Origin of the sequence: Streptomyces sp. M-16, from assembly GCF_052114405.1 — a bacterium.
Lineage (GTDB): Bacteria > Actinomycetota > Actinomycetes > Streptomycetales > Streptomycetaceae > Streptomyces.
The window spans coordinates 65,085-89,758 of sequence record NZ_JBFRER010000029.1 but is presented as its reverse complement, the minus strand read 5'-3'; the positions used below and the strand labels follow the sequence as shown (position 1 = coordinate 89,758).

Annotated in this window: 20 protein-coding genes and 1 tRNA gene; 19 read left to right on the top strand and 2 right to left on the bottom strand. The window is 70.8% G+C overall.

All coding sequences use genetic code 11. The features are described 5' to 3' along the window. The first annotated feature begins 413 nt into the window (after nt 1–413). Both AB4039_RS16135 and AB4039_RS16130 read left to right on the top strand, forming a co-directional pair. A complete protein-coding gene (locus AB4039_RS16135) occupies nt 414–1,847 on the top strand; it encodes an ATP-binding protein (RefSeq protein ID WP_442271020.1) in 1,434 nt (477 codons plus the stop codon). A gap of 123 nt (nt 1,848–1,970) precedes the next feature. Further along, complete coding sequence (locus tag AB4039_RS16130; protein ID WP_442271015.1) at nt 1,971–4,451, top strand: helicase-associated domain-containing protein; 2,481 nt, start codon at nt 1,971–1,973, stop codon at nt 4,449–4,451. 48 nt (nt 4,452–4,499) lie between these two features. On the opposite strand, the gene AB4039_RS16125 is transcribed toward AB4039_RS16130, so the two are convergent. Continuing rightward, nucleotides 4,500–4,847, bottom strand: coding sequence for a DUF6119 family protein (locus tag AB4039_RS16125; protein WP_442271014.1), 348 nt, complete (start codon nt 4,845–4,847; stop codon nt 4,500–4,502). 274 nt (nt 4,848–5,121) lie between these two features. Beyond that, nucleotides 5,122–5,193, bottom strand: a tRNA-Arg gene (locus tag AB4039_RS16120). Nucleotides 5,194–5,245: 52 nt separating this feature from the next. Between AB4039_RS16120 and AB4039_RS16115 the strand changes: the two genes are divergently transcribed. The 17 genes from AB4039_RS16115 to atpB all read left to right on the top strand — a co-directional run bounded on the left by AB4039_RS16115 (nt 5,246) and on the right by atpB (nt 24,617). Continuing rightward, on the top strand, nt 5,246–5,767 hold the full coding sequence (locus AB4039_RS16115; RefSeq protein ID WP_442271019.1) for a response regulator: 522 nt from the start codon (nt 5,246–5,248) through the stop codon (nt 5,765–5,767). 148 nt (nt 5,768–5,915) lie between these two features. Beyond that, nucleotides 5,916–6,914 (top strand): ArgS-related anticodon-binding protein NrtL, encoded by a 999-nt coding sequence (gene nrtL, locus AB4039_RS16110; protein ID WP_442271013.1) that lies wholly within the window; start codon nt 5,916–5,918, stop codon nt 6,912–6,914. Between the two features lie 19 nt (nt 6,915–6,933). After that, the gene (gene lysA / locus AB4039_RS16105) at nt 6,934–8,325 is read left to right on the top strand and encodes a diaminopimelate decarboxylase (protein ID WP_442271012.1); all 1,392 of its coding nucleotides are present in this window, start codon (nt 6,934–6,936) and stop codon (nt 8,323–8,325) included. Nucleotides 8,326–8,494: 169 nt separating this feature from the next. Continuing rightward, entirely contained in the window at nt 8,495–9,787 is a 1,293-nt protein-coding gene (locus AB4039_RS16100) for a homoserine dehydrogenase (RefSeq protein WP_266842322.1), read from the top strand. A gap of 6 nt (nt 9,788–9,793) precedes the next feature. Then, nucleotides 9,794–10,864 carry a threonine synthase gene (thrC, locus tag AB4039_RS16095; protein ID WP_266842323.1) on the top strand — a complete coding sequence of 357 codons (1,071 nt, stop codon included), beginning with the start codon at nt 9,794–9,796 and terminating at the stop codon, nt 10,862–10,864. A 337-nt stretch (nt 10,865–11,201) separates the two neighbouring features. After that, nucleotides 11,202–12,140 carry a homoserine kinase gene (thrB, locus tag AB4039_RS16090; RefSeq protein ID WP_442271011.1) on the top strand — a complete coding sequence of 313 codons (939 nt, stop codon included), beginning with the start codon at nt 11,202–11,204 and terminating at the stop codon, nt 12,138–12,140. Nucleotides 12,141–12,567: 427 nt separating this feature from the next. After that, complete coding sequence (gene rho, locus AB4039_RS16085; protein ID WP_442271010.1) at nt 12,568–14,730, top strand: transcription termination factor Rho; 2,163 nt, start codon at nt 12,568–12,570, stop codon at nt 14,728–14,730. A gap of 312 nt (nt 14,731–15,042) precedes the next feature. After that, the gene (locus tag AB4039_RS16080; protein ID WP_442271009.1) at nt 15,043–16,143 is read left to right on the top strand and encodes an LCP family protein; all 1,101 of its coding nucleotides are present in this window, start codon (nt 15,043–15,045) and stop codon (nt 16,141–16,143) included. Between the two features lie 172 nt (nt 16,144–16,315). After that, nucleotides 16,316–16,534 (top strand): 50S ribosomal protein L31, encoded by a 219-nt coding sequence (gene rpmE / locus AB4039_RS16075; protein WP_007266580.1) that lies wholly within the window; start codon nt 16,316–16,318, stop codon nt 16,532–16,534. A 118-nt stretch (nt 16,535–16,652) separates the two neighbouring features. Then, the gene (gene prfA / locus AB4039_RS16070) at nt 16,653–17,732 is read left to right on the top strand and encodes a peptide chain release factor 1 (RefSeq protein WP_266842327.1); all 1,080 of its coding nucleotides are present in this window, start codon (nt 16,653–16,655) and stop codon (nt 17,730–17,732) included. Between the two features lie 63 nt (nt 17,733–17,795). Next, entirely contained in the window at nt 17,796–18,641 is an 846-nt protein-coding gene (prmC, locus tag AB4039_RS16065) for a peptide chain release factor N(5)-glutamine methyltransferase (protein WP_266573933.1), read from the top strand. A 52-nt stretch (nt 18,642–18,693) separates the two neighbouring features. Then, nucleotides 18,694–19,341 carry an L-threonylcarbamoyladenylate synthase gene (locus AB4039_RS16060; RefSeq protein WP_266842328.1) on the top strand — a complete coding sequence of 216 codons (648 nt, stop codon included), beginning with the start codon at nt 18,694–18,696 and terminating at the stop codon, nt 19,339–19,341. After that, nucleotides 19,338–20,000, top strand: coding sequence for an arsenate reductase/protein-tyrosine-phosphatase family protein (locus AB4039_RS16055; protein WP_266842329.1), 663 nt, complete (start codon nt 19,338–19,340; stop codon nt 19,998–20,000). The genes AB4039_RS16060 and AB4039_RS16055 overlap by 4 nt, the downstream gene beginning before the upstream one ends. A gap of 184 nt (nt 20,001–20,184) precedes the next feature. Beyond that, nucleotides 20,185–21,417 (top strand): serine hydroxymethyltransferase, encoded by a 1,233-nt coding sequence (glyA, locus tag AB4039_RS16050; RefSeq protein ID WP_442271008.1) that lies wholly within the window; start codon nt 20,185–20,187, stop codon nt 21,415–21,417. A 103-nt stretch (nt 21,418–21,520) separates the two neighbouring features. Next, nucleotides 21,521–22,855 (top strand): MraY family glycosyltransferase, encoded by a 1,335-nt coding sequence (locus AB4039_RS16045; protein WP_266844035.1) that lies wholly within the window; start codon nt 21,521–21,523, stop codon nt 22,853–22,855. Between the two features lie 274 nt (nt 22,856–23,129). After that, nucleotides 23,130–23,567: a hypothetical protein gene (locus AB4039_RS16040; RefSeq protein ID WP_266842331.1), complete on the top strand. Its 438-nt coding sequence runs from the start codon at nt 23,130–23,132 to the stop codon at nt 23,565–23,567. 210 nt (nt 23,568–23,777) lie between these two features. After that, nucleotides 23,778–24,617: a F0F1 ATP synthase subunit A gene (atpB, locus tag AB4039_RS16035; RefSeq protein WP_266844036.1), complete on the top strand. Its 840-nt coding sequence runs from the start codon at nt 23,778–23,780 to the stop codon at nt 24,615–24,617. Nucleotides 24,618–24,674: the final 57 nt, after the last annotated feature.

Here is a 24,674-nt window from a genome sequence, read left to right as displayed (position 1 = left end):
TGACGACCGCTGAGGCGGGCCGATTCCTCAAGCGCTGTAGCCGGAGAGTGCGCAATGGGTCCGCAACACCCACCCCAAGGAGCCGGGTTACACCTGGAGTGACGGCTTCCATCACCTCGGCCTGCGTGAGCCCGAGACATTCGTCGAGGGCCTGCGCATCGGCGGCCTCTGCCGTGGCGACACCAAGCCGCCCGAACGCCGGGCGGTCCAGTTCTGCACGAACATCTCCGCACGCGCGTTCCAGCCCGGCACCACCCGCATCTATCCCGGGCGGGCAGCGACGCAAACATCGACAAGCCGCCGGGGAGCCACTGAGGTGCTGGGGGTGTCCCGGAAGCGAGCTAGTATCTAAGTAAGATTCAATCTACGTAATATCGAATATATGTTTCATGGGCGCTGGGGATGTGACGCTGATGGAGTTCAAGGGCAGGTCTGCTGACCTGGACCAGCTGGCTCGGCAGCTGGGCCTGGTGGCCGATGGTACGGGCGCCACCCGCGGTCGGGCTGTGATCGTGACGGGGCGGCGCCGGGTGGGCAAGTCTCGTCTGGTCCAGGAGTTCTGCGACCGTTCCGGGCTCCCGTACGTGGTCTTCCAGGCGACCCGGGGACGCAACGCCGTGACCGAGCGGGCGGACTTCGCCGCGACGCTGGCACATTCCGCTCTGCCCGGGGCAGAGCTGGTGGCCGGGCTGCAGGCCGCCGACTGGAACCAGGCCCTGCGTTCCCTGGCGGTCGCGGTTCCGGACGACACCCCGAGCATTGCGGTGATCGACGAGGTGCCGTGGCTGGTGGAACAGGACGGCGAGTTCGAGGGGGCGCTGCAGACGGTCTGGGACCGGCACCTGTCCGCCAAGCCGGTCCTGCTGATCCTGGTCGGCAGTGACATGTCGGTGATGGAGGCGCTGCAGTCCTATGGCCGCCCGTTCTTCGGCCGGGCGGCCAAGATGACCGTACGGCCGCTGCATCTGGCCGATGTGCAGGCGATGACCGGTCTGGACGCGGCGGAAGCGGTGGACGCGCTGCTGATCACCGGAGGGTTCCCGGAGATCGTTCAGTCCTGGCGGCCGGGGATGGGCCGCAGAGATTTCCTGCGCGAGGCTGTGTCCAACCCACTTGCGCCGCTGTTGGTGGCGGGCGAGCTGTCGCTGCTGGGGGAGTTTCCCGAGGCGTCCCACTCGCGCGCGATCCTGGAAGCGGTCGGCAGTGGCGAGCGGACCTTCTCCACCATTGCCGCGCAAGCCGGTGGTGCCGGCGCGCTGCCCTCGGGCACGCTGTCTCCGCTGTTGAACACGCTGCTGGCCAAGCGGGTCCTGGCCGCTGACCTGCCGCTCTCAATCAAGGCGGACAGCAAGAACAAGCGCTACCGCATCGCCGATCCCTATCTCCGGTTCTGGCTGGCCTTCCTGCAGCGCGGGATCCCGCTCATCGAGCGCGGCCGCGGTGATCTGGCGCTGGAGCGCATTGAGCGGTCGTGGACGACCTGGCGGGGCCGGGCCGTCGAGCCGGTCGTCCGTGAGTCGCTGCTGCGCCTGCTGCCCGATGAGAGGTGGCCGCAGACGGAGGCGGTCGGCGGTTGGTGGAACCGGCAGAACAACCCGGAGATCGACCTGATCGGAGCCGACCGTGAACCCGTGGCAGGGCGGGTCCACTTCATCGGCTCGGTGAAGTGGTTGGAGTCGCAGCCGTTCGGCCGGCGTGAGTACGACGCTCTGGTGCGGGACATGCTCGCCGTGCCCGGCGCCGAGCCGGGCACGGCGCTGGTGGCGGTGTCCCGTTCTGGTGTCGAGGCCGGTCTGCCTCTTGCGGCGCACTGGGGTCCGGAAGACCTTGTTCGTGCTTGGCAGTAGTCAGGGAAACCGCCGGGGCAGGCATGGTGATGTACCTGCGCCGCCACTGAGCGCGGCGGTCTGAGGGGACGGGCACGGCCGGTTCACCCCCGAGGGGTGATCGGGCGGCGCTAGCCTGGCCGGGTGAATGCGCGTACCGCCCTCGCGAAATGGCTGGGCACCCTGGACCCCGAGCGGCTGACCGCGTTGCTGGAGGAGCGGGATCTGCCGCTCGCCGCCGGGTACCGACGGATCACCACCCTCCGCGAGCTCGCCGAACACTTGCTCACCGACGAGTCGGTGGGCCAGGGCCTGATGGCGGGCACCGCCGGAGAACTGGAATTGCTCGCTTCCATCGCCGCCCTTGCTCTGGAGCGGCACGGCCCCGCAGTCGGTGGCGAGGCCGAGGACGGGCCCGGATATCCCTGGCAACAGCGGAAGCCCGTTCCCCCGGTGGAACCCGCGGACCGACTGGTGCCCGAGCGGGACGTACTGGCCTGGTTCGAGCCGGGGGAGAAGCGGCAGCGGGCGGAACACACACTCACCCGACTGCGGGAGCGCGCGCTGTTGCTCCCCGCGCCCAAGGGGAAACTGGCGCTGCCGCCGCTGTTGCTTGTTCGGGCCACGGGGTTCGACGGTTACGGGCGCACCGCCAACCGGCTGCTGACCTGCGCCTACAACGCCCCCGAGATCAAGCGGATCGCCGCAAACCTCTTCGGCGAGGGCGCGGCCCGTACCCGTGACGAGGCCCAGGAGCTGATCGTCGCTCTGCTCGCCGATCCCGTCCGGGTGCGGGTACTGGTGGCGGACGCCCCGGCCCGGGCACTGGAGTTGCTGGACCACCTGGTACCCGGTCCGCCGCTGCTGCGGACCCACTGCTTCGTCGGCCGGTACGGGTCGCAGTACGCGGGCCCGGACGCCAAGTACGTCTTCCGGGAGGGCGGCAGCGGCGACGAGGGCACCGACTGGCTGGCCGAGCGCGGACTACTGGTCCCCGTCGATCTCGACCTGGTGGAGCTTCCGTACGAGGTCGCCCGTGCGCTCCGCGAAGGTGGCGCGGCACCCAGCCCCCGGCTGGAACCAGAGCCGTTCACCGCCACCGCGCCGCTGCCGTCCGGCTGGGAGGGTGAGGGCGGCACGGCCGCCGCGGCGGCCGCCTGGCGGGCCGAACTGGTCCTGCGGGCGCTGGCCGCCGAGCCGGTCGCGATCCGGAAGGCGGGCGGGATCGCCGTACGGGACACCCGGAGGCTGGCCAAGGCGGCCGGGGCCGATGAGGTCGGCACCCGGCTGTGGCTGGACCTCGCGGTGAACGCAGGCCTGGCCGCGCCGCAGGACGACGAACCGGCCCCCGCTCCCCGGGGCCGCCGGAACCCCAAGGCCCCCAAGCCCTCCGCCCGGCTGCTGCCCAGCGACCGCTACGACGCCTGGGCCGCCGCTTCGCCCGCGGGCAAACTGCTGCCGCTCCTGGCAGCCTGGGCCGTGGTCCCCGAAGTACTCAGCCACTGGCCGGACCCCGACGAGACCCCGGTCGCGCTCATCAGCCCGCAGGACGAGGACGCCGTGACCCTCCGCGCCGGGGTCCTGCGAGCGCTTGCCATCCTCCCCGACGGACACGGGCTGACCGCGAACGCGCGCGGATACACCGAACTGCTCGCCCTGGCCGCATGGTTCCAGCCCGCCCTGCGCGCTCACCTGGCCGCAGACGCCACGGGGGAACTGACCGGCCTGGACGGAGTCCTCGACCGCATGGCGGCCACCCTGGCAGAGGCGGCCCTGCTCGGCGTGGTCGCTCACGGCGCGCTCACCCCCGTCGGGCGGGCCCTGTGCCGACTGCTGGAGGCGGGAGCCGCCCACCACTACCCGGCAGTGCCCGGCGCGGACTCCGACCCGTCCGCCCGTGGCTCGGAGGGCCTGGGCGAAGACCTCTCCCTCCGCCCCACCCTGGCGAAGGCGGTGACCACCCTCCGCGAGGAGCTGTACGCAGCGCTGCCCGAGCCCAGCGACACGGCCCGGTTCCAGAGCGACCTGACCGCCACGGTCACCGGGGCGCCCGCGCCCGCCCTCGCCGACCTGCTCTCTGCGGTCGGGGACATCGAGTCCGAGGGTCACGCGGTGGTCTGGCGCATCACGGCAACCTCCATCCGCCGGGCCCTGGACGCCGGCTGGAGCGCAGACGAACTACTCGACCGCCTCACGGCGGCAAGCGAGCGCGACACCCCCCTCCCCCAACCACTGGCCTACACGATCAAAGACACCGCCCGCACCCACGGACAACTCAAGGTCGTCCGCTCCGCCTGCTGCATCCGCTCGGACGACACCGCCCTGATCGCCGAGGTGGCCCAGGCCCGCGGCCTGGCCAAACTCCGCCTGCGCCGCATCGCCCCCACGGTCCTGATCTCCACAGCACCCCCCGAGGAGACCCTCACCGCCCTCCGTACCGCGGGCTACGCCCCCACCCAGGAGGCCGAAACCGGCACCACGCTCCTCGACCGCGCCCCCACCGACCGCGCCCCGAGCCTCTTGCCCACCCTGGACCAGGCTCACGCCGTCTACGGTGAACCGGCCCGCGGCGTCCCCGCGAGCGCCCGCGTGCTGGCCGCCGCACTCACCTCGGTCGGCCACTGAGGTTGAACTCGTGGAGGAAGGCGGTCCAAGTGGCGCGCTTCACATGGATCAGGGTGCCGACCGGGGCCAGGAGGTCAGCCGCCTCAAAACCGTCTGGATGCTGGGGGTCCTGATGAGTTGTCGGTTCAGCCAGAGGTAACCGTGTTTCGCCGCCTCCAGGTTGTAGACACCCTCCGTCTTGAACTCGGACGTCCAGGCCGGGAGCCGAGACCGGCCGGAGTCGTCAGCAGGGTGTCGACTTCCCGCCATGCCTTCCAGGTGCTGATCCCCGAACTCGAACCAGCGCCCCTCGTGGTGGAAGTAGCGGCTGGAACCGAGCGAGATCTCGGCCGCGATCCACTTGTGCGCCTTCACCAGGGCGCTCACGAGGTCGGCGCCCTCTTCGTCCCGGCGCATCTGTATGTACCCGTCCGACCGAGGGGCGGGGCAGCGGGGTCCTTCATGCCACCCGCCCGTCCGTGCCTGGCGCAAGGCCCGCGAACTCGCCTTCTTGCCGGGCTTGGTGGCGCCACCCCTTGCCGCCCGCCCTTGCGACCTGTGTGACTCGACCCTGTACACCTGGCTGAACGCCGGTGTCGATCCCACCGAGATCGCCGAACGCGCGGGTAAACAGAAAGCCCCCGACTTGCATTTCTGCAGGTCAGGGGCTTCTTGGGCACTTCTTGCGAAGTGCCCCCGGCAGGATTCGAACCTGCGCACACGGCTCCGGAGGCCGTTGCTCTATCCCCTGAGCTACGGGGGCGTGTCGTTCGCGTTGCGGCGACGGGTTGAACACTACCAGCTTCCGTGGGGTGATCAGGAACCCATTTGGGCGGGAGAGGGGGGTCGGTCGCCCGGAGGGGGTGGAAGTGGCGAAAACCCGGACGCGGGGGCTTAGGGCGACCTACCCTCAAGTTGTGCCAGGCGCCTCGGGCCGGGTGCTTGTTGTCGACGACAACAAGGTCATCCGGCAGCTGATCAAGGTCAATCTCGAGCTGGAGGGCTTCGAGGTCGTGACCGCGAGCGATGGTGCCGAGTGTCTGGACATCGTTCACCGGGTGCAGCCCGATGCGATCACCCTTGATGTGGTCATGCCGCGGCTGGACGGGTTCGGGGCGGCCGCGCAGTTGCGGGCCGATCCGCGGACGCGGCACCTGCCCGTCGCCATCGTGAGTGCCTGCACCCAGCACGAGGTCGAGGCCGGGATCGCCGCCGGGGTCGACGCGTTCCTCGCCAAGCCCTTCGAGCCCGCCGAGCTGGTGCGCATCGTGCGCAGGCTCGTCGAGCGCAAGGACCGCCGTGAGCGGAAGGGCGCGCCGGCCGGCAGAGGGGCCTGAGGGCTCCTTTTCGCGCGGCCGGCCGGGGGCGGTTCGGGGGGCGGTTCAGGGGTCTGTTCGGGGGTCTGGTCCCGGGTCCGTTCACATGGCTGTTCACATGGCGAAACCCGGTGCGGGCCGACGGGGCTTCTCCCCTAGGCTGGGTGACGTGATCCCCGCCGACCTCTCTCGTGCCGTCGTACACGCCGTACGCCGTGCCGTCGAGAGCGGTGAGCTGGGCGGTGGGTGCGTGCCCGAGCGGGTCGTCGTCGAGCGGACGCGGCCCGGCGGGGTGGGGGAGTACGCCACACCCGTCGCCTTCCACGTGGCCAAGGGGGCCGCCCGCGTCCCCCGCGACGTGGCGGACGTGCTGGCCCGGCTGCTCGCCGAGGAGCCCGGGATCGCACACGTCGACGTCACCGGAGCCGGGTTCCTGAACTTCACCCTCGCCGCCCGCTCCGAGGCCGCCCTCGTACGCGAGGTCCTGAGCGCCGGGAACCGGTACGGGTACGCGGACGGCGGCGGCGAGGCCGACCCCTTCTGCTGGGCTCCCCGCGTCGGGCCGCGCGAACGGGCCGTGCGCGAGGCCGTCGGGCGGATCATGAGGTCCCAGGGGCAGGAGCAGGGCTCCGGGATCACCCCCCTGGCCCCCGTCGCCCGGCGTGACGGCGACGTGATCGCCGCCTACGGGCAGGACGCCGCCCGCTGGGCCATGCTCTGCGTCCCGGCCCGGGAGACCCCCGCCTTCGGGCCCGGCCTCCTCGTCCAGGACGAGTCCAACGAGCTCTTCCGGGTGCGGTACGCCCACGCCCGCGCCCGCGCCCTGGGCCGCAACGCCGCTCTGCTCGGGTTCGAGGCCGAACCCGGAGAGAGCGGAGAGAGCGGAGAGAGCGGAGAGAGTGGAGTCGGTCGCGAGCTGGTGCGGGTGATCGCCGAGTACCCGCTCGTCCTCGAAGCCGCCGCGCACCACCGGGCCCCCGAGCGGCTCGTCCGGCACCTCGTCACCGTCGCCGACGTGCTCCTCGACCACCAGCACCACGTCCTGCCCCGAGGGGACGAGAAACCCTCGGCCGCCCACCGTGCCCGGCTGGCCCTCGCCGAAGCCGCCGGGACGGTGCTGGCCGGCGGCCTGGCCCTGCTCGGCGTAGACGCCCCCGACTTCCTGTGACCCGCGAAGAGAGATTCCGATGAGCCGTTCCGCGCACCCCGCCGGGCCCCGCCACGCCGACGTCCTGCCCGAGGGCCACTACGCCCCGCCGCCCGCCGACCTGAACGTGCTGGACGAGAAGGTCTGGGCGCGTACCGTCACCCGCAACGACGACGGGGTGGTCCGCGTCGGCGGGATGGAAGTGACCCGGCTGGCCGAGGAGTTCGGGACCCCCGCCTACTTCCTCGACGAAGAGGACTTCCGTGCCCGCTGCCGCGCCTGGGCGCACGCCTTCGGCAAGGACGCGGACGTCTTCTACGCCGGCAAGGCGTTCCTCTCCAAGGCCGTCGTGAAGTGGCTGAAGGAAGAGGGGCTGAACCTGGACGTGTGTTCCGGCGGCGAACTGGCGACCGCCCTCGCCGCCGAGATGCCCGCCGCGCGGATCGCCTTCCACGGCAACAACAAGTCCGAGGCCGAGATCCGCCGGGCCGTCGAGGCCGGCGTCGGCCGTATCGTCCTCGACTCCTTCCAGGAGATCGCCCGCGTCGCGCACATCGCCCGTGAGCTGGGCGTGCGCCAGCCCGTGCAGATCCGGGTGACCGTGGGCGTGGAAGCGCACACGCACGAGTTCATCGCGACCGCGCACGAGGACCAGAAGTTCGGCATCGCCGTGGCCGACGGGTCCGCCGCCGAGGCCGTGCGGCGGGCGCTCGGGCACGAGAGCCTCGACCTGCTCGGGGTCCACTCCCACATCGGCTCCCAGATCTTCGACATGGCCGGCTTCGAGGTGTCCGCCAAGCGGGTCATCCAGCTGCTGGCCGCCGTACGCGACGAGCACGGCGTCGAGCTGCCCGAGATCGACCTCGGCGGTGGCCTCGGCATCGCCTACACCTCCGCCGACGACCCCCGCGAGCCGCACGAGATCGCCAAGGCCCTCACCGAGATCGTGGCGCGGGAGTGCGAGAGCGCCGGGCTCAAGGCGCCCCGCATCTCCGTCGAACCCGGCCGCGCGATCGTCGGCCCGACGGCGTTCACCCTGTACGAGGTGGGCACGATCAAGCCCCTCGAAGGCCTGCGCACCTACGTCTCCGTCGACGGCGGCATGTCCGACAACATCCGCACCGCCCTCTACGACGCCGAGTACGGGGTCACCCTCGTCTCCCGCGTCTCCGACGCCGAGCCCATGCTGGTCCGCGTCGTCGGCAAGCACTGCGAGAGCGGCGACATCGTGGTGAAGGACGCGTTCCTGCCGGCCGACCTCGCGCCCGGGGACCTCCTCGCCGTGCCCGCCACCGGGGCGTACTGCCGCTCCATGGCCAGCAACTACAACCACGCCCTGCGCCCGCCCGTCGTCGCCGTGCGCGACGGCGGGGCGCGGGTGATCGTCCGGCGCGAGACGGAGGAAGATCTCCTGCGTCTCGACCTCGGATGATTCCCATATTTCTGGGGAAAGCCCCCGGACCCCCAAAATAGGTATCTCAACGGGTGTCTCACTCAATGGACCGAGGATGGAAAGTCCTGTCCATTGAGTGAGACTGGTTCAGGACCCGCGCGCAATCCGCGCACGGGTTACGGATGGAAGATCGAAAGGCGTAGGTCGAATGATGCGTACGCGTCCGCTGAAGGTGGCGCTGCTGGGCTGTGGAGTGGTCGGCTCAGAGGTGGCGCGCATCATGACGACGCACGCCGACGATCTGACAGCCAGGATCGGCGCGCCCGTCGAACTCGCCGGCGTGGCTGTGCGCCGTCCCTCCAAGGTGCGCGAGGGCATCGACCCGGCGCTCGTCACCACCGACGCCACCGCCCTCCTCAAACGCGGCGACATCGACGTGGCCATCGAGGTCATCGGCGGCATCGAGCCCGCCCGCACGCTGATCACCACCGCCTTCGAGAACGGCATCTCCGTCGTCTCCGCGAACAAGGCGCTGCTCGCCCAGGACGGCGCCGCGCTGCACGCCGCGGCCGAGACGCACGGGCTCGACCTCTACTACGAGGCCGCCGTCGCCGGCGCCATCCCGCTGGTCCGCCCGATGCGCGAGTCCCTCGCGGGCGACAAGATCAACCGCGTGATGGGCATCGTCAACGGCACGACGAACTTCATCCTCGACAAGATGGACTCGACCGGCGCCGGCTACCAGGAGGCCCTCGACGAGGCCACCGCCCTCGGCTACGCCGAAGCCGACCCGACCGCCGACGTAGAGGGCTACGACGCTGCCGCCAAGGCCGCGATCCTGGCCGGCATCGCCTTCCACACCCGGGTCCGCCTGGACGACGTGTACCGCGAGGGCATGACCGAGGTCAGCGCCGCGGACTTCGCCTCCGCCAAGCGGATGGGCTGCACCATCAAGCTCCTCGCGATCCTGGAGCGCGCCGCGGACGGCGAGTCCGTCACCGCCCGCGTGCACCCGGCGATGATCCCGCTCAGCCACCCGCTCGCCTCCGTCCGCGAGGCGTACAACGCCGTCTTCGTCGAGGCGGAGGCCGCCGGGCGGCTCATGTTCTACGGACCCGGCGCGGGCGGCGCTCCGACCGCGTCCGCGGTCCTCGGCGACCTCGTCGCGGTCTGCCGCAACAAGCTCGCCCAGGCAACGGGGCCCGGCGAGTCGGCATACACCCAGCTGCCGGTCAGCCCCATGGGGGACGTCGTCACCCGCTACCACATCAGCCTCGATGTGGCGGACAAGCCGGGCGTCCTCGCCCAGGTGGCGACGACCTTCGCGGAGCACGGTGTGTCCATCGACACCGTCCGTCAGCAGGGCAAGGACGGCGAGGCCTCCCTCGTCGTCGTCACCCACCGCGCGCCCGACGCCGCCCTTTCGGGGACCGTCGAGGCGCTGCGGAAGCTGGACACCGTGCGCGGTGTCGCCAGCATCATGCGTGTTGAAGGGGAGTAAGGACCCATGAGCAGCAATCGCACCCACCAGTGGCGCGGCATCATCGAGGAGTACCGGGACCGCCTGCCGGTGACGGACACGACCCCGGTGGTCACGCTCCGCGAGGGCGGCACTCCCCTCGTCCCCGCCCAGGTGCTCTCCGAGCGCACCGGCTGTGAGGTGCACCTCAAGGTGGAGGGCGCGAACCCCACGGGGTCCTTCAAGGACCGCGGCATGACCATGGCCATCACCAAGGCCAAGGAGGACGGCGCCAAGGCCGTCATCTGCGCCTCCACGGGCAACACCTCGGCCTCCGCCGCCGCCTACGCGGTGCGCGCCGGCATGGTCTGCGCGGTGCTCGTGCCCCGCGGCAAGATCGCGCTCGGCAAGATGGGCCAGGCGCTCGTGCACGGCGCGAAGATCCTGCAGGTTGACGGCAACTTCGACGACTGCCTGGACCTGGCCCGCGCGCTGTCCGACAACTATCCGGTGGCGCTGGTCAATTCCGTCAATCCGGTCCGCATCGAGGGCCAGAAGACGGCCGCGTTCGAGATCGTGGACGCGCTCGGCGACGCCCCCGACATCCACGTCCTGCCGGTGGGCAACGCGGGCAACATCACCGCGTACTGGAAGGGCTTCAAGGAGTACAAGGCCGACGGCCTGGCCTCCCGCACGCCCCGTGTGTGGGGTTTCCAGGCCTCGGGCTCCGCGCCGATCGTGCGCGGCGAGGTCGTCAAGGAGCCGCACACCATCGCCACCGCGATCCGCATCGGCAACCCGGCCTCCTGGGACTACGCCCTGCAGGCCCGGGACGAGTCGGGCGGCTTCATCGACGAGGTGACGGACCGCCAGATCCTGGCCGCCTACCGCCTGTTGGCCGCGCAGGAGGGCGTCTTCGTCGAGCCCGCCTCGGCCGCGTCCGTGGCCGGTCTGCTGAAGGCCGCCGAGGCCGGTCTCGTCGACCCCGGCCAGAAGATCGTGTGCACGGTCACCGGCAACGGCCTGAAGGACCCTGATTGGGCGGTCGCCGGTGCTCCGCAGCCGGTCACCATTCCGGTGGACGCCGAGGCCGCGGCCGCCCGTCTCGGCCTGGTCTGACCCCTGGGCGGGGRGGGCCGGGGCCTCGGCCCCGGCCTCCCCGCCCGCCGCCCCGTTGCCGGATTCCGGAAGTCCGCGGAATCCGGCAACTCGGCTCGTACGACACCAAAAGTCAAGGCGGAACCGGGGAAGACCGCGACACGCATCGTGCGCCTCCTGTGCGCCCTATGTCGCGAGGGAACCTTCCTTCGATACGCTGTACTTACATCCGCCACCGCGCATATGACGCGGTGCTGCCCCAAGGGCCTTCGGGTGTCGTACGTTCTCCAGTACATTCGCAGCGAAGATCCCGCACCGACACCAGATCTCGCACAGTCACAAGGAGTGTCATCGACCGATGGCAGGTCCAGCGTTCCGCGCCGCCGCCGTACGGGTGCGCGTCCCCGCCAGCAGTGCCAACCTCGGCCCCGGCTTCGATGCCCTCGGCCTGGCCCTGGGGCTCTACGACGACGTGGTCGTCCGGGTCGCCGACTCCGGCCTGAACATCGACATCGCGGGTGAGGGTGCCGACACCCTCCCGAGGGACGAGAGCCACCTCCTCGTACGTTCCATGCGCACGGCCTTCGACCTGCTGGGCGGGCAGCCGCGCGGCCTGGAGGTCGTCTGCGCCAACCGCATCCCGCACGGCCGCGGGCTCGGCTCCTCGTCCGCCGCGATCTGCGCCGGCATCGTCGCCGCCCGCGCCGTGACCATAGGCGGCGAGGCCAGGCTCGACGACGCGGCGCTGCTGGAGCTCGCCACCGAGATCGAGGGCCACCCCGACAACGTCGCCGCCTGTCTGCTCGGCGGCTTCACCCTGGCCTGGATGGACGGGGGCAGTGCCAAGGCGATCCGGATGGACCCCGCCGATTCCATCGTTCCGGTGGTCTTCGTGCCGTCCAAGCCGGTCCTGACCGAGACCGCGCGGGGACTGCTGCCGCGCACCGTGCCGCACGTGGACGCGGCCGTGAACGCGGGCCGTGCGGCCCTGCTCGTGGAGGCCATGACCAGGCGTCCCGAGTTCCTGCTGCCCGCCACCGAGGACCGGCTGCACCAGGACTACCGGTCCCCCGCGATGCCCGAGAGCGTGGCACTCGTGGGCCGACTGCGGGCGGACGGCATCCCCGCGGTCATCTCCGGCGCGGGCCCCACGGTCCTCGCGCTGGTCGACAACGACGCGGCCGACAAGGTCGCGCAGCTCGCGGGCGAAGGGTGGGCGGCCAACCGGCTCGCACTCGACGCCGCGGGCGCGAGCGTCCTTCCGCTGGGTGCCCAGGGCGGGCAGTCCGTGTCGTGACGACACGGCCCGCCGGGGCGGGCGGCCGGGCAGGCCGCCCACCTGCGGAAGGGGCTATTGCCGGTGATTGAGAGGGGGAATAACTGTTGGATCCGGTAGTGTTAGTCTCAAGTGCGCATCCGAAGTCGCCATGGCTCGGTGCTCAGTGTCCCCATCCGGGACCACCTTTCTTCCGGGAGCCTCCCCGACTGCTTTGATCGCTGCCAGCAGTTTCGGGCACGCTCCGGAATCGGCGTGACATTCCCACGCTTCCAGCTCGGGGCTTCTCGCCGGAACCACCCACGCACGTTTCTCTCCGCCGTACATCGATCGGCGGACCACCGCCCCGGCTGCGGTCCATGACCCATCAGGTCATGCTCCGTCGTCGGACAGCACAACCGGTCGCCGAGCCAGACAGGCCGACGTCCGCTCCAGGGAAGGACCCTTCGTGAGCGACACCACCGATCTGATGGGCGCTGCCGACACCAACGTCGACACCAGTGCCCCCGCCGCGGGCGCCGCACCCAAGCGCCGCCGCTCCGGCACCGGCCTTGAGGGCATGGTCCTGGCCGAGCTGCAGCAGGTCGCGTCGGGCCTCGGGATCAGGGGCACCGCGCGGATGCGCAAGAGCCAGCTGATCGAGGTCATCAAGGAGGCGCAGGGCGGCAGCGCCCCCAAGGCCGCGGCCCCCGCCGCCGACGCCGCCGAGGCCAAGCCGAAGCGCCGCGCCACCAGCAAGGCCCGTACGGGCGAGGCCGCCGCCGCGGCGCCCGCCGCCGAGAAGCCCGCCGTCCAGGCGCAGATCGACATCCCGGGTCAGCCCGCGGGTGGCCCCTCCCGCGCGAGCGAAGCCGAGCGGGCAGAGGACGCCCCGGTCGGCGAGCGCCGCCGCCGTCGGGCGACCGCGCCCTCCGGCAGCCCGGAGTCCTCGGCACCCGCCGTCGTGGCGGTCGAGCAGAAGACCGAGGCCGCTCCGGCGGTCCAGGCCGAGCCCCAGGCCGAGGCGGCGACCGCCGTCACCGCCCAGGGCCAGGCGCAGGAGGCCGGCGAGGGCCGTACCCGCCGTGACCGCCGTGACCGCGGCGAGCGCGGTGACCGTGCCGAGCGCGGTGACCGTGCCGAGCGCGGTGACCGTGCCGAGCGGGGCGAGCGCCAGCAGAGCCGCCGCGAGCGCGGCGCCAAGGCCGACGACCAGGGCCAGGGCGGCCAGGGCCAGGGCGCTCAGAGCCAGGGCCAGGGTCAGGGCCAGGGTCAGGGCCAGGGCGGCGGCCGGCAGGACCGCGCCGACCGTCAGCAGCAGGGCGGCCGGGGCCAGGGCCAGCAGGGTCGTCAGGACCGTCAGGACAACGGCCCGCAGGACGACTTCGACGGCGAGGACGGCCGCCGTGGCCGTCGCGGCCGCTACCGCGACCGCCGTGGCCGTCGTGGCCGCGACGAGTTCGCGCCGGCCGAGCCGCAGGTCGCCGACGACGACGTGCTGATCCCCGTCGCGGGCATCCTCGACATCCTCGACAACTACGCGTTCATCCGGACCTCGGGCTACCTGCCCGGCCCGAACGACGTGTACGTCTCCCTCGCCCAGGTCCGCAAGGCGGGTCTGCGCAAGGGCGACCACACCACCGGTGCCGTGCGCCAGCCCAAGGACGGCGAGCGTCGCGAGAAGTTCAACGCCCTCGTGCGGCTGGACTCGGTGAACGGCATGGCGCCCGAATCCGGCCGCGGCCGACCGGAGTTCCAGAAGCTGACCCCGCTGTACCCCCAGGACCGCCTCCGTCTGGAGACCGACCCGGGTGTGCTGACGACCCGCATCATCGACCTCGTGTCGCCGATCGGCAAGGGCCAGCGAGGCCTGATCGTGGCCCCGCCGAAGACCGGCAAGACCATGATCATGCAGGCGATCGCCAACGCGATCACGGTCAACAACCCCGAGTGCCACCTGATGGTCGTCCTGGTCGACGAGCGTCCGGAAGAGGTCACCGACATGCAGCGGTCGGTCAAGGGCGAGGTCATCTCCTCGACCTTCGACCGCCCGGCCGAGGACCACACCACCGTCGCCGAGCTGGCCATCGAGCGCGCCAAGCGCCTCGTCGAGCTGGGTCACGACGTGGTCGTCCTGCTGGACTCCATCACCCGTCTGGGCCGCGCGTACAACCTCGCGGCGCCCGCCTCCGGCCGCATCCTGTCCGGTGGTGTCGACTCGACCGCGCTGTACCCGCCGAAGCGCTTCTTCGGTGCGGCGCGCAACATCGAGGACGGCGGTTCGCTGACCATCCTGGCCACCGCGCTCGTCGACACCGGCTCGCGCATGGACGAGGTGATCTTCGAGGAGTTCAAGGGCACCGGCAACATGGAGCTCAAGCTCGACCGCAAGCTCGCCGACAAGCGGATCTTCCCGGCCGTCGACGTCGACCCGTCGGGCACCCGCAAGGAGGAGATCCTCCTCAACAGCGAGGAGCTCGCCATCGTCTGGAAGCTGCGCCGGGTGCTGCACGCGCTCGACTCGCAGCAGGCGATCGAGCTGCTTCTCGACAAGATGAAGCAGACGAAGTCGAACGCCGAGTTCCTGATGCAGATCGCGAAGACGACCCCGGCCGGCAAGAACGACGACTGACCGGGTCCGCCTCACCGAAGCCGCCCCCGCCGCACCCGCGGCGGGGGCGGCTTCGTGTCGTCCCGCCCCACGGTTTCCGCGTTCGGGGCCTGTGCGACCTTCGCCACATTCGTGCCTCGGAATGAACCCTTCCACAGGCTCGTACGTTCTCGATCCGAACCCCGGGTGGCCGCCGCGTCACGCGCTGTCCACCCCCGTCGGGGGGAGCCGCCCCCGGGGTTCCGTACGCCCCGCGCGCCGTGGAACCCTGGAACGCACTCGTCCGTCTGAGTGAGAGATACAGCGGGCAACGCACGCAGGACTGAGGAGAGCATGAGCGAGGAAAGCAAGGGCCGCGGCCGCCGCGCCGTCACCCGGCGCCGCCGGAAACCGCCGCGGCGCCGTCGCGCCCTCACCATCGCCGCGTGGACCGCAGCGGGCGTCGTCCTGCTCGGAGGCGGTGGCCTCGGCTGGTTCTACTTCAAGCTCAACGGCAACCTGAAGACCGTCGACATCGACCAGGCCCTCGGCAAGGACCGCCCGCCGAACGTCGACAACGGCTCCATGGACATCCTCGTCCTCGGCTCCGACTCCCGCGACGGGGCCAACAGCGAATACGGCGCGGACGACGGCGGCTCCGCCCGCTCCGACACCGCGATGATCGTCCACCTCTACGACGGCCACAAGCAGGCCAGCGTCGTGTCGATCCCGCGCGACACCATGCTCCCCAGACCCGCCTGCGCCGTCGGCAAGGGCAAGACCGACCCCGGCAGCAGGCGCGCGCAGTTCAACGAGGCCTTCACCATCGGCGGGGCCGCCTGCGCGGTCAAGACGGTCGAGACGATGTCGGGGATCCGCATGGACCACTACATCGAGGTCGACTTCACCGGCTTCAAGAAGATCATCGACAACCTCGGCGGGGTCCAGCTCACGACCACCAAGCCGATCAAGGACCACGGCAGTCACCTCGATCTGCCGGCCGGCTCCCACAAGCTCAACGGCGAGCAGTCCCTCGGCCTCGTCCGCACGCGCAAGAGCGTCGGCGACGGCGGCGACCTGGGCCGAATACAGCTCCAGCAGGCCTTCATCAAGGCGCTGATCAAGCAGGTCAAGGGCGTCGGCGTCTTCGACAGCCCGAAGAAGCTCTACGGCCTCGCCGACTCCGCGACGAAGGCGATCACCACCGACAAGGCCCTCGGCGACGTGAAGTCCCTCGCGGGCTTCGCCCAGGGCCTCCAGGGCATCGGCGCCGAGAACATGCACATGATCACCCTGCCGGTCGGGCAGGACCCGCTCGACAAGGACCGCGTGGTGGCCCTGCCCAAGGGCTCCAAGATGGTCTGGGACGCCCTGCTGGCCGACCAGCCCATCCCCGCCGCCGCCACCGAGAACTCCACCGGGGACAAGAGCACGGCCGGCTCCATCGTCCAGTGACGGCTCCCGCCGGACCGGGCCGGAATAGATGCGCGGCCCTCCCGGTTGAGGGGAGCGTCCTCAGAATTTTGACAGGCGGCCCGGTCCTGGCAGACTGGTCTGTCGGCCCCGGTTCACGCAGTGCGCAATTCGGCTCCTGCGACCCGGCGCCCTCCCGAATCTAGGAGACACCTTGAAGCGCGATGTTCACCCCGAGTACGTCGAGACCCAGGTCAGCTGCACCTGTGGCGCGTCGTTCACCACCCGTAGCACCCTGACCGAGGGCACCATCCGTGCCGAGGTCTGCTCCGAGTGCCACCCGTTCTACACGGGCAAGCAGAAGATCCTCGACACCGGTGGCCGTGTGGCCCGCTTCGAGGCCCGCTTCGGCAAGGGTGCGGCCAAGAAGTAGCGCGACCCAGGCGCCGGTCACCGGCCGCCCCCTGACCACGCGGGGGCGGCCGGACCGGCGCCTTTGTCGTCGTTCAGCCGAACCCGCCCATTTTTGACTTTCACCACAGGAGCACCCGATGTTCGAAGCGGTCGAGGAATTGGTCGGCGAACACGCCGATCTGGAGACGAAGCTCGCCGACCCTTCGGTCCACTCGGATCAGGCCAACGCGCGCAAGCTCAACAAGCGCTACGCGGAACTGACCCCGATCGTCGCGACCTTCCGAGCCTGGAAGCAGTCGGCCGAGGACATCGAGACGGCCAAGGAGCTGGCGGCCGACGACCCGGACTTCGCCGCCGAGGTCAAGGAAATGAGCGCCCAGCGCGAAGAGCTCACCGAGAAGCTCCGCCTGCTGCTCGTCCCGCGCGACCCCAGCGACGACAAGGACGTGCTCCTGGAGGTCAAGGCCGGCGCCGGGGGCGACGAGTCCGCCCTGTTCGCGGGCGACCTGCTGCGCATGTACCTGCGCTACGCCGAGCGCGTGGGCTGGAAGACCGAGATCATCGACGCCACCGAGTCCGAGCTCGGCGGCTACAAGGACGTCCAGGTCTCCGTCCGCACCAAGGGCGGCAACGGCGCGACCGAGCCCGGCCAGGGCGTCTGGGCCCGCCTGAAGTACGAGGGCGGCGTGCACCGCGTGCAGCGCGTTCCGGCCACCGAGTCGCAGGGCCGCATCCACACCTCCGCCGCCGGCGTGCTCGTCACCCCGGAGGCCGAGGAGGTCGAGGTCGAGATCAACATGAACGACCTGCGCATCGACGTGTACCGCTCCTCCGGCCCCGGCGGCCAGTCCGTCAACACCACCGACTCGGCCGTGCGCATCACGCACCTCCCGACCGGTGTGGTCGCCTCCTGCCAGAACGAGAAGAGCCAGCTCCAGAACAAGGAGCAGGCCATGCGCATCCTGCGCTCGCGCCTGCTGGCCGCCGCCCAGGAGGCCGCCGAGCAGGAGGCCTCCGACGTGCGCCGCAGCCAGGTGCGCAGCGTGGACCGCTCGGAGAAGATCCGTACGTACAACTACCCGGAAAACCGGATCTCGGACCACCGGACCGGTTTCAAGGCGTACAACTTGGACCAGGTGCTCGACGGCGACCTCGACGCGGTCATCCAGGCCTGCGTCGACACGGACTCCGCGGCCAAGCTCGCCGCCGCGCACTGATCCGGCCCGACCCCGTCTGATCCCCGCACCACCCCCCGTACGACAGCAGCCCGGAGGACCAGCGTGAACTTGCTGCTTGCCGAGGTGGCCCAGGCCACCCAGCGGCTGGCCGCCGCCGGCGTGCCCTCTCCGCGTTTCGACGCGGAGGAGCTCGCGGCCTTCGTGCACGGCGTCAAGCGGGGGGAACTGCACCACGTCAAGGACGCGGACTTCGACGCCCGCTACTGGGAGGCCGTCGCCCGCCGCGAGGCCCGCGAGCCGCTCCAGCACATCACCGGCCGTGCCTTCTTCCGCTACCTGGAGCTCCAGGTCGGCCCCGGGGTGTTCGTGCCCCGGCCCGAGACCGAGTCGGTCGTGGACTGGGCCATACACGCCGTCCGGGCGATGGACGTCGTCGAGCCGCTGATCGTGGACCTGTGCACCGGCTCCGGCGCCATCGCCCTCGCCATGGCCCAGGAGGTGCCGCGCTCGCGCGTGCACGCCGTGGAGCTGTCCGAGGACGCCCTGCGCTGGACCCGCAAGAACGCCGAGGGCTCCCGGGTCACCGTCCACCAGGGCGACGCGCTGAGCGCGCTGCCCGAGCTGGACGGCCAGGTCGACCTGGTGATCTCCAACCCGCCGTACATCCCGCTCACCGAGTGGGAGTACGTGGCTCCGGAGGCCCGCGACCACGACCCCGAGATGGCGCTGTTCTCCGGTGAGGACGGCCTCGACACCATCCGCGGGATCGAGCGCACCGCCCACCGGCTGCTGCGGCCCGGCGGCATCGTCGTCATCGAGCACGCCGACACCCAGGGCGGGCAGGTGCCGTGGATCTTCGCCGACGAGCGCGGCTGGGCAGACTCCGCCGACCACCCCGACCTGAACAACCGCCCGCGCTTCGCGACCGCCCGCAAGGCGATGCCGTGACCGGCGCGATCCCCCTTCCCGCCACCACCCCGCTGTACGAGGAGGCCCGCTGATGGCCCGGCGATACGACTGCAACGACGCGACGGACCGCAAGACCGGTCTGCGTGAAGCGGCATCCGCCGTACGCCGCGGCGAACTCGTCGTGCTGCCGACCGACACCCTCTACGGGATCGGTGCGGACGCCTTCAGCAAGGAGGCCGTCGGGGACCTGCTCGCCGCCAAGGGCCGGGGCCGCAACATGCCCACCCCCGTTCTCATCGGCTCCCCGAACACCCTGCACGGCCTCGTCACCGACTTCTCCGAGCAGGCCTGGGAGCTCGTCGACGCCTTCTGGCCGGGCGGGCTGACGCTCGTCGCCAAGCACCAGCCCTCGCTGGCCTGGGACCTGGGGGAGACCCGCGGGACCGTCGCCGTACGCATGCCCCTGCACCCCGTCGCGATCGAGCTGCTGACGGATGTCGGCCCGATGGCGGTCTCGTCCGCCAACCTGTCCGGGCACCCGGCGCCCGAGGACTGCGATGCGGCGCGCGCCATGCTGGGCGACTCCGTCTCCGTGTACCTGGACGGCGGCCCGACGCCCAGCACCCTGCCGTCGTCGATCGTCGACGTCACCGGGAAGGTTCCCGTCCTGCTGCGTGCCGGGGCGCTGACCGCCGAGCAGCTGCGGGAGGTCGTACCCGACCTCGAGGTGGCCCCGTGAGCCCTGAGGGGCGTGGCATAGCCAGGGGGCACCTGCCGGCCGCGGCCGGGGGAGACTCCTTCCGCATACTCCACGTCAGCACCGGCAACGTGTGCCGCTCGCCCATCACCGAGCGGCTGACCCGGCACGCCCTGACGCACCGGCTGGGCGCCCTCGGTCTCGTGGCCGGCGACCTCATCGTCGAGAGCGCGGGCACGTGGGGCCACGAAGGGGCTCCGATGGAGGCGAACGCCGCCGCCGTCCTCGCGGACTTCGGCGCCGACGCCTCCGGCTTCACCGGGCGCGAGCTGCTGGACGAGCACGTCATACGCGCCGACCTGGTGCTGACGGCCACGCGGGACCACCGGGCGCAGGTCATCTCGATGGGCCACTCGGCGGGGCTGCGGACCTTCACGCTGAAGGAGTTCACCCGGCTCGTGCGGGCGATAGACCCGGCGACGCTGCCCCCGCTCGACGACGGCATGGCCGAGCGCGCCCGTGCGCTGGTGCGGGCCGCCGCCGCGCTGCGGGGCTGGCTGCTGGCGCCGTCCGCCGACGCGGACGAGGTGTACGACCCGTACGGGGCGCCGATCACCTTCTTCCGCTCGATCGGCGACGAGATCAACCAGGCCCTGGACCCCGTGGTCACGGCGCTGACGGGCGTCACCGCCCCGCGCTGACCGGGCGAGGAGGGCCGCGACCGGGCCCTGGACCCCGTGGTCACGGCCCTGACGGGCGCCACCGCCAACCCACGCCGGCCCCACGGCCGACGGGCCACGCCGACGGCCGTGGCGCGGGCGGGCACACGGAGGGGGCCGGGGCTATCGTGGCTGGTACCTGACGGGTCGCCCCTGGAGCCGCGCCATGAGCGTCATCACCCCGGCCACGGACCTGCTGCGGCAGCAGGATCCGCAGATGGCCGATGTCCTCGCGGGGGAGCGGCAGCGCCAGGCCGAGACCCTGCAGCTCAGCGCCGCCGAGAACTTCACCTCGCCCGCCGTGCTCGCCGCCCTCGGTTCCGCCCTCGCCAACAAGTACGCCGAGGGGTACCCGGGCGCCCGCCACCACGGTGGCTGCGAGTACGCCGACCTCGCCGAGCGGGTGGCCGTGGAACGGGCCAAGGCGCTGTTCGGGGTCGAGCACGCGAACGTACAGCCGCATTCCGGCTCCTCGGCCGTCCTCGCCGCGTACGCCGCGCTGCTGCGCCCGGGCGACACGGTCCTGGCGATGGGGCTCGCGTACGGCGGGCACCTCACGCACGGCTCGCCCGCGAACTTCTCCGGCCGCTGGTTCGACTTCGTCGGTTACGGGGTCGACGCCGAGAGCGGGCTCATCGACTACGCGCAGGTGCAGGAGCTCGCCCGTAGCCGCCGGCCGAAAGCCATCGTGTGCGGGTCGATCTCCTACCCCCGCCATCCCGAGTACTCGGCGTTCCGGGAGATCGCCGACGAGGTGGGGGCCTACCTCATCGCCGACGCCGCGCACCCGATCGGGCTGGTCGCGGGCGGGGCCGCCCCGAGCCCCGTCCCGTACGCGGACCTGGTGTGCGCGACCACGCACAAGGTGCTGCGCGGCCCGCGCGGCGGGATGGTCCTGTGCGGAGCGGAGTTCGCGGAGCGCGTCGACCGGGCGGTGTTCCCCTTCACCCAGGGCGGCGCGCAGATGCACACCATCGCGGCGAAGGCGGTGGCCTTCGGGGAGGCGGCCGGGCCGGCCTACACGCAGTACGCGCACCGGGTCGTGGCCAATGCCCGCGCCCTGGCGCGGGCCCTGGAGGACCGCGGCTTCACGCTCACCACCGGCGGCACGGACACCCACCTGATCAGCGCCGATCCGGCGCGGCTCGGGATCGACGGGCCGACGGCCCGCGGCCGGCTCGCGGCAGCCGGGATCGTCCTGGACACCTGTGCGCTGCCGTACGGGGACCAGCGCGGGATCCGTCTCGGCACGGCGGCGGTGACCACGCAGGGGATGGGTGAGCCGGAGATGGTCCGGATCGCCGGGCTGTTCACGGCCGCGCTGCGCGGTGGGGAGGCCGCGCAGACCCGTAAGGAGGTCGCCGAGCTGACCGGTGCATTTGCCCCGTACGGGGATTGAAGGGGCATGCGGCGCGTACCGCAACCAGGAAGGGGTACCCGCGCGTCCTCTTGACCGGTGACATCGCGGCTAATGTGTGGGGCTGAGATGGCCGGCGATACATCTGGGGCAGCCAGTGCGTGAATATCTGCTGACGCTTTGCGTCACGGTCGCGGTGACCTACCTGCTGACCGGGCCCGTGCGGAAGTTCGCGATCGCGGTCGGGGCGATGCCGGAGATCCGCGCCCGCGACGTGCACCGGGAGCCGACGCCACGGCTGGGCGGCATCGCGATGTTCGGCGGTCTGTGCGCGGGCCTGCTGGTCGCCGACCACCTGCGCAACCTCAACGGGGTCTTCGAGCTGTCGAACGAGCCGCGCGCGCTGCTCTCCGGGGCGGCGCTGATCTGGCTGGTCGGCGTACTGGACGACAAGTTCGAGCTCGACGCCCTGATCAAGCTGGGCGCGCAGATGATCGCGGCCGGCGTGATGGTGATGCAGGGCCTGACCATCCTGTTCCTCCCCGTCCCGGGCATCGGGACGGTCGCCCTCACCCAGTGGCAGGGCAACCTGCTGACCGTCGCCCTCGTCGTGATCACGATCAACGCCGTGAACTTCGTGGACGGCCTCGACGGCCTCGCGGCCGGCATGGTCTGCATCGCGTCCGCGGCGTTCTTCCTCTACGGCTACCGGATCTGGTTCGGCTACGGCATCGAGGCGGCCGCACCGGCGACGCTCTTCGCCGCGATCCTGATGGGCATGTGCCTGGGATTCCTGCCGCACAACATGCATCCCGCGCGCATCTTCATGGGCGACTCCGGCTCGATGCTCATCGGCCTCGTGCTGGCCGCCTCGACCATTTCCATTACCGGTCAGGTGGACCCCGACACGATGGCGCTCTTCGCCGGTGGTGAGCGCAACGCGACGCACGCGATGCTGCCCGCCTTCATTCCGCTGGTGCTGCCGCTGAGCATCGTCGCGATTCCCGTCGCGGACCTCGTCCTGGCGATCGTGCGGCGCACCTGGAAGGGGCAGTCGCCCTTCGCCGCAGACCGTGGGCACCTGCACCACCGGCTGCTGGAACTCGGACATTCCCACAGCCGTGCCGTACTCATCATGTATTTCTGGTCGGGCCTGATCGCATTCGGTGCGGTGGCCTATTCGGTGCATTCCACCTCGATGTGGATCGTGCTCGCCATCGCCGCGCTGAGCGGGCTGGGTCTCGTCCTGCTCCTGCTGCCGCGGTTCACCCCGCGGGCGCCGCGCTGGGCGGAGGCGCTGGTGCCGCCGCGCTACCGGCACGCGGAGCGGGCGGCGGAGGCGGCCGTACGGGAGGACGCGGCGACGGAGCCGGAGCCGGCGCGGCCGATCGCGGCCGGAGTCTCGGGCGTCAACGGCGCTACCGCCATTGGCCCCCGTTCGCGCTTCCCCGACCGGCGGAAGGCTGGATCCGCGCGCTGACGGGCGGGGTGCATGTCCGACATGAACGCCCTTTACCAGACAACCCGCTTGAGTGTCGCGCACACACGCGCAGGGTCACTCTCATGTGTGACAGTCAGCACACCGGACAGGTAAAGCTCTCATCAAATAGTTTGTGATACCGTTCACTAAACCCGGCGACAGAGCCGAAGGACCGTAGTGCGACGGTCCATTGGCCCGAGGCTCTCACTCGGACCGGGCTTACGCTCGTCCCGTACGAGTCCCGTGCCCCCACCACCACGCGGAGCAAACCGCCATGCGGTCAGATGACGTCCGATCCCTCCTGCAAACCGCCGTACCCACAGCTGTAGCCGGCGCTGTAGCCGCCGTGATCAGCGCGTTGGTCGTAGGCGGCAAGGGGGCCGTCGGGGCCATCGTGGCGACCGTGGTCGTGATTCTCTTCATGGGCATCGGATTCGTGGTTCTGCAGCGCACCGCGAAATCCCTTCCGCACCTGTTCCAGGCCATGGGTCTCATGCTCTACGCGACCCAGATCCTGTTGCTCTTCGTCTTTCTCGCCGTGTTCAAGAACACGACGTTGTTCAACCCCCGGGCGTTCGCGATCACGCTTGTGGCCACCACCCTCGTGTGGATCGGCGCACAGACGCGCGCTCACATGAAAGCCAAGATCCTCTACGTCGAGCCCGACTCGTCGAAGGCCGAAAAGCCCGAAGATCCGGGGTCGAAGTCGTGAGGGGTAGGGCCGGGATAAGGGCGCGTTCGAGATCCTGCTATCGTCCGGTTCCAACTGCGGCACTGCGGGCGCGGGCATCTGAGCTGACGCCTGTTCCATCGCGAGGCTCGATGCCTGACTGCCGCCCCCACATCCGTTACACCAGTCCAGTGCCGAACCGCGGCTGTGCGCCGCGCCGACACAACGAGGTTGCCGTACCTATGCGCCACGCTGAAGGAGCCCGCGGTGAGTGCTGACCCGACTCAGGTGCTCGCCTTCGAGACCGACTGTCACATCTTCGACGGATGTGGCTTCCCCGGCCCGGGCCTGCACTCGTTCCTCTTCGAGCCGCTGTGGGGCGAAGCTGGCCTGACCAGCGCTTACTTCAACAAGCCGATGCTGCTCGCCCTGCTGGGCTCGATCATCATCGTGGGCTTCTTCTGGGCCGCCTTCGGCAAGCCGAAGATGGTCCCCGGCAAGCTTCAGATGGTCGCCGAGGCCGGCTACGACTTCGTCCGCCGCGGCATCGTCTACGAGACGCTGGGCAAGAAGGAGGGCGAGAAGTACGTCCCTCTGATGGTCTCGCTGTTCTTCTTCGTCTGGATCCTGAACGTCTGGTCGATCGTCCCCGTGGCCCAGTTCCCGGTGACCTCGATCATCGCGTACCCGGCGATCCTGGCCCTGATCGTCTACTTCGTGTGGATGTCGGTCACCTTCAAGCGCCACGGCTTCGTCGGCGGCCTGAAGAACCTGACGGGCTACGACAAGAGCCTCGGCGGCGTGCTGCCGCTCGTCATGGTCATCGAGTTCTTCTCGAACGTCCTGGTGCGCCCGTTCACCCACGCGGTCCGACTGTTCGCGAACATGTTCGCCGGTCACACCCTGCTGCTGCTCTTCACGATCGCCAGCTGGTACCTGCTGAACGGCATCGGCATCGCCTACGCGGGTGTCTCGTTCGTGATGGTCATCGTGATGACCGCCTTCGAGCTCTTCATCCAGGCCGTCCAGGCGTACGTCTTCGTCCTCCTGGCCTGCAGCTACATCCAGGGCGCGCTCGCCGAGCACCACTGAGCCAGGCCCGCCCCCGCTCAGCCCCCATTCGTCCGGTGGCCAACCCCCACCGGTCCG

Excerpts from the sequence above, each read along its gene's own strand:
- AB4039_RS16125 (WP_442271014.1), bottom strand. The coding sequence starts at position 4,847 with ATGCGCCGGGACGAAGAGGGCGCCGACCTCGTGAGCGCCCTGGTGAAG.
- glyA (WP_442271008.1), top strand. The coding sequence starts at position 20,185 with ATGAGCGTCATCACCCCGGCCACGGACCTGCTGCGGCAGCAGGATCCG.
- thrC (WP_266842323.1), top strand. The coding sequence starts at position 9,794 with ATGAGCAGCAATCGCACCCACCAGTGGCGCGGCATCATCGAGGAGTAC.
- lysA (WP_442271012.1), top strand. The coding sequence starts at position 6,934 with ATGAGCCGTTCCGCGCACCCCGCCGGGCCCCGCCACGCCGACGTCCTG.
- prfA (WP_266842327.1), top strand. The coding sequence starts at position 16,653 with ATGTTCGAAGCGGTCGAGGAATTGGTCGGCGAACACGCCGATCTGGAG.
- AB4039_RS16040 (WP_266842331.1), top strand. The coding sequence starts at position 23,130 with ATGCGGTCAGATGACGTCCGATCCCTCCTGCAAACCGCCGTACCCACA.
- thrB (WP_442271011.1), top strand. The coding sequence starts at position 11,202 with ATGGCAGGTCCAGCGTTCCGCGCCGCCGCCGTACGGGTGCGCGTCCCC.
- AB4039_RS16135 (WP_442271020.1), top strand. The coding sequence starts at position 414 with ATGGAGTTCAAGGGCAGGTCTGCTGACCTGGACCAGCTGGCTCGGCAG.
- AB4039_RS16100 (WP_266842322.1), top strand. The coding sequence starts at position 8,495 with ATGATGCGTACGCGTCCGCTGAAGGTGGCGCTGCTGGGCTGTGGAGTG.
- AB4039_RS16060 (WP_266842328.1), top strand. The coding sequence starts at position 18,694 with ATGGCCCGGCGATACGACTGCAACGACGCGACGGACCGCAAGACCGGT.
- AB4039_RS16080 (WP_442271009.1), top strand. The coding sequence starts at position 15,043 with ATGAGCGAGGAAAGCAAGGGCCGCGGCCGCCGCGCCGTCACCCGGCGC.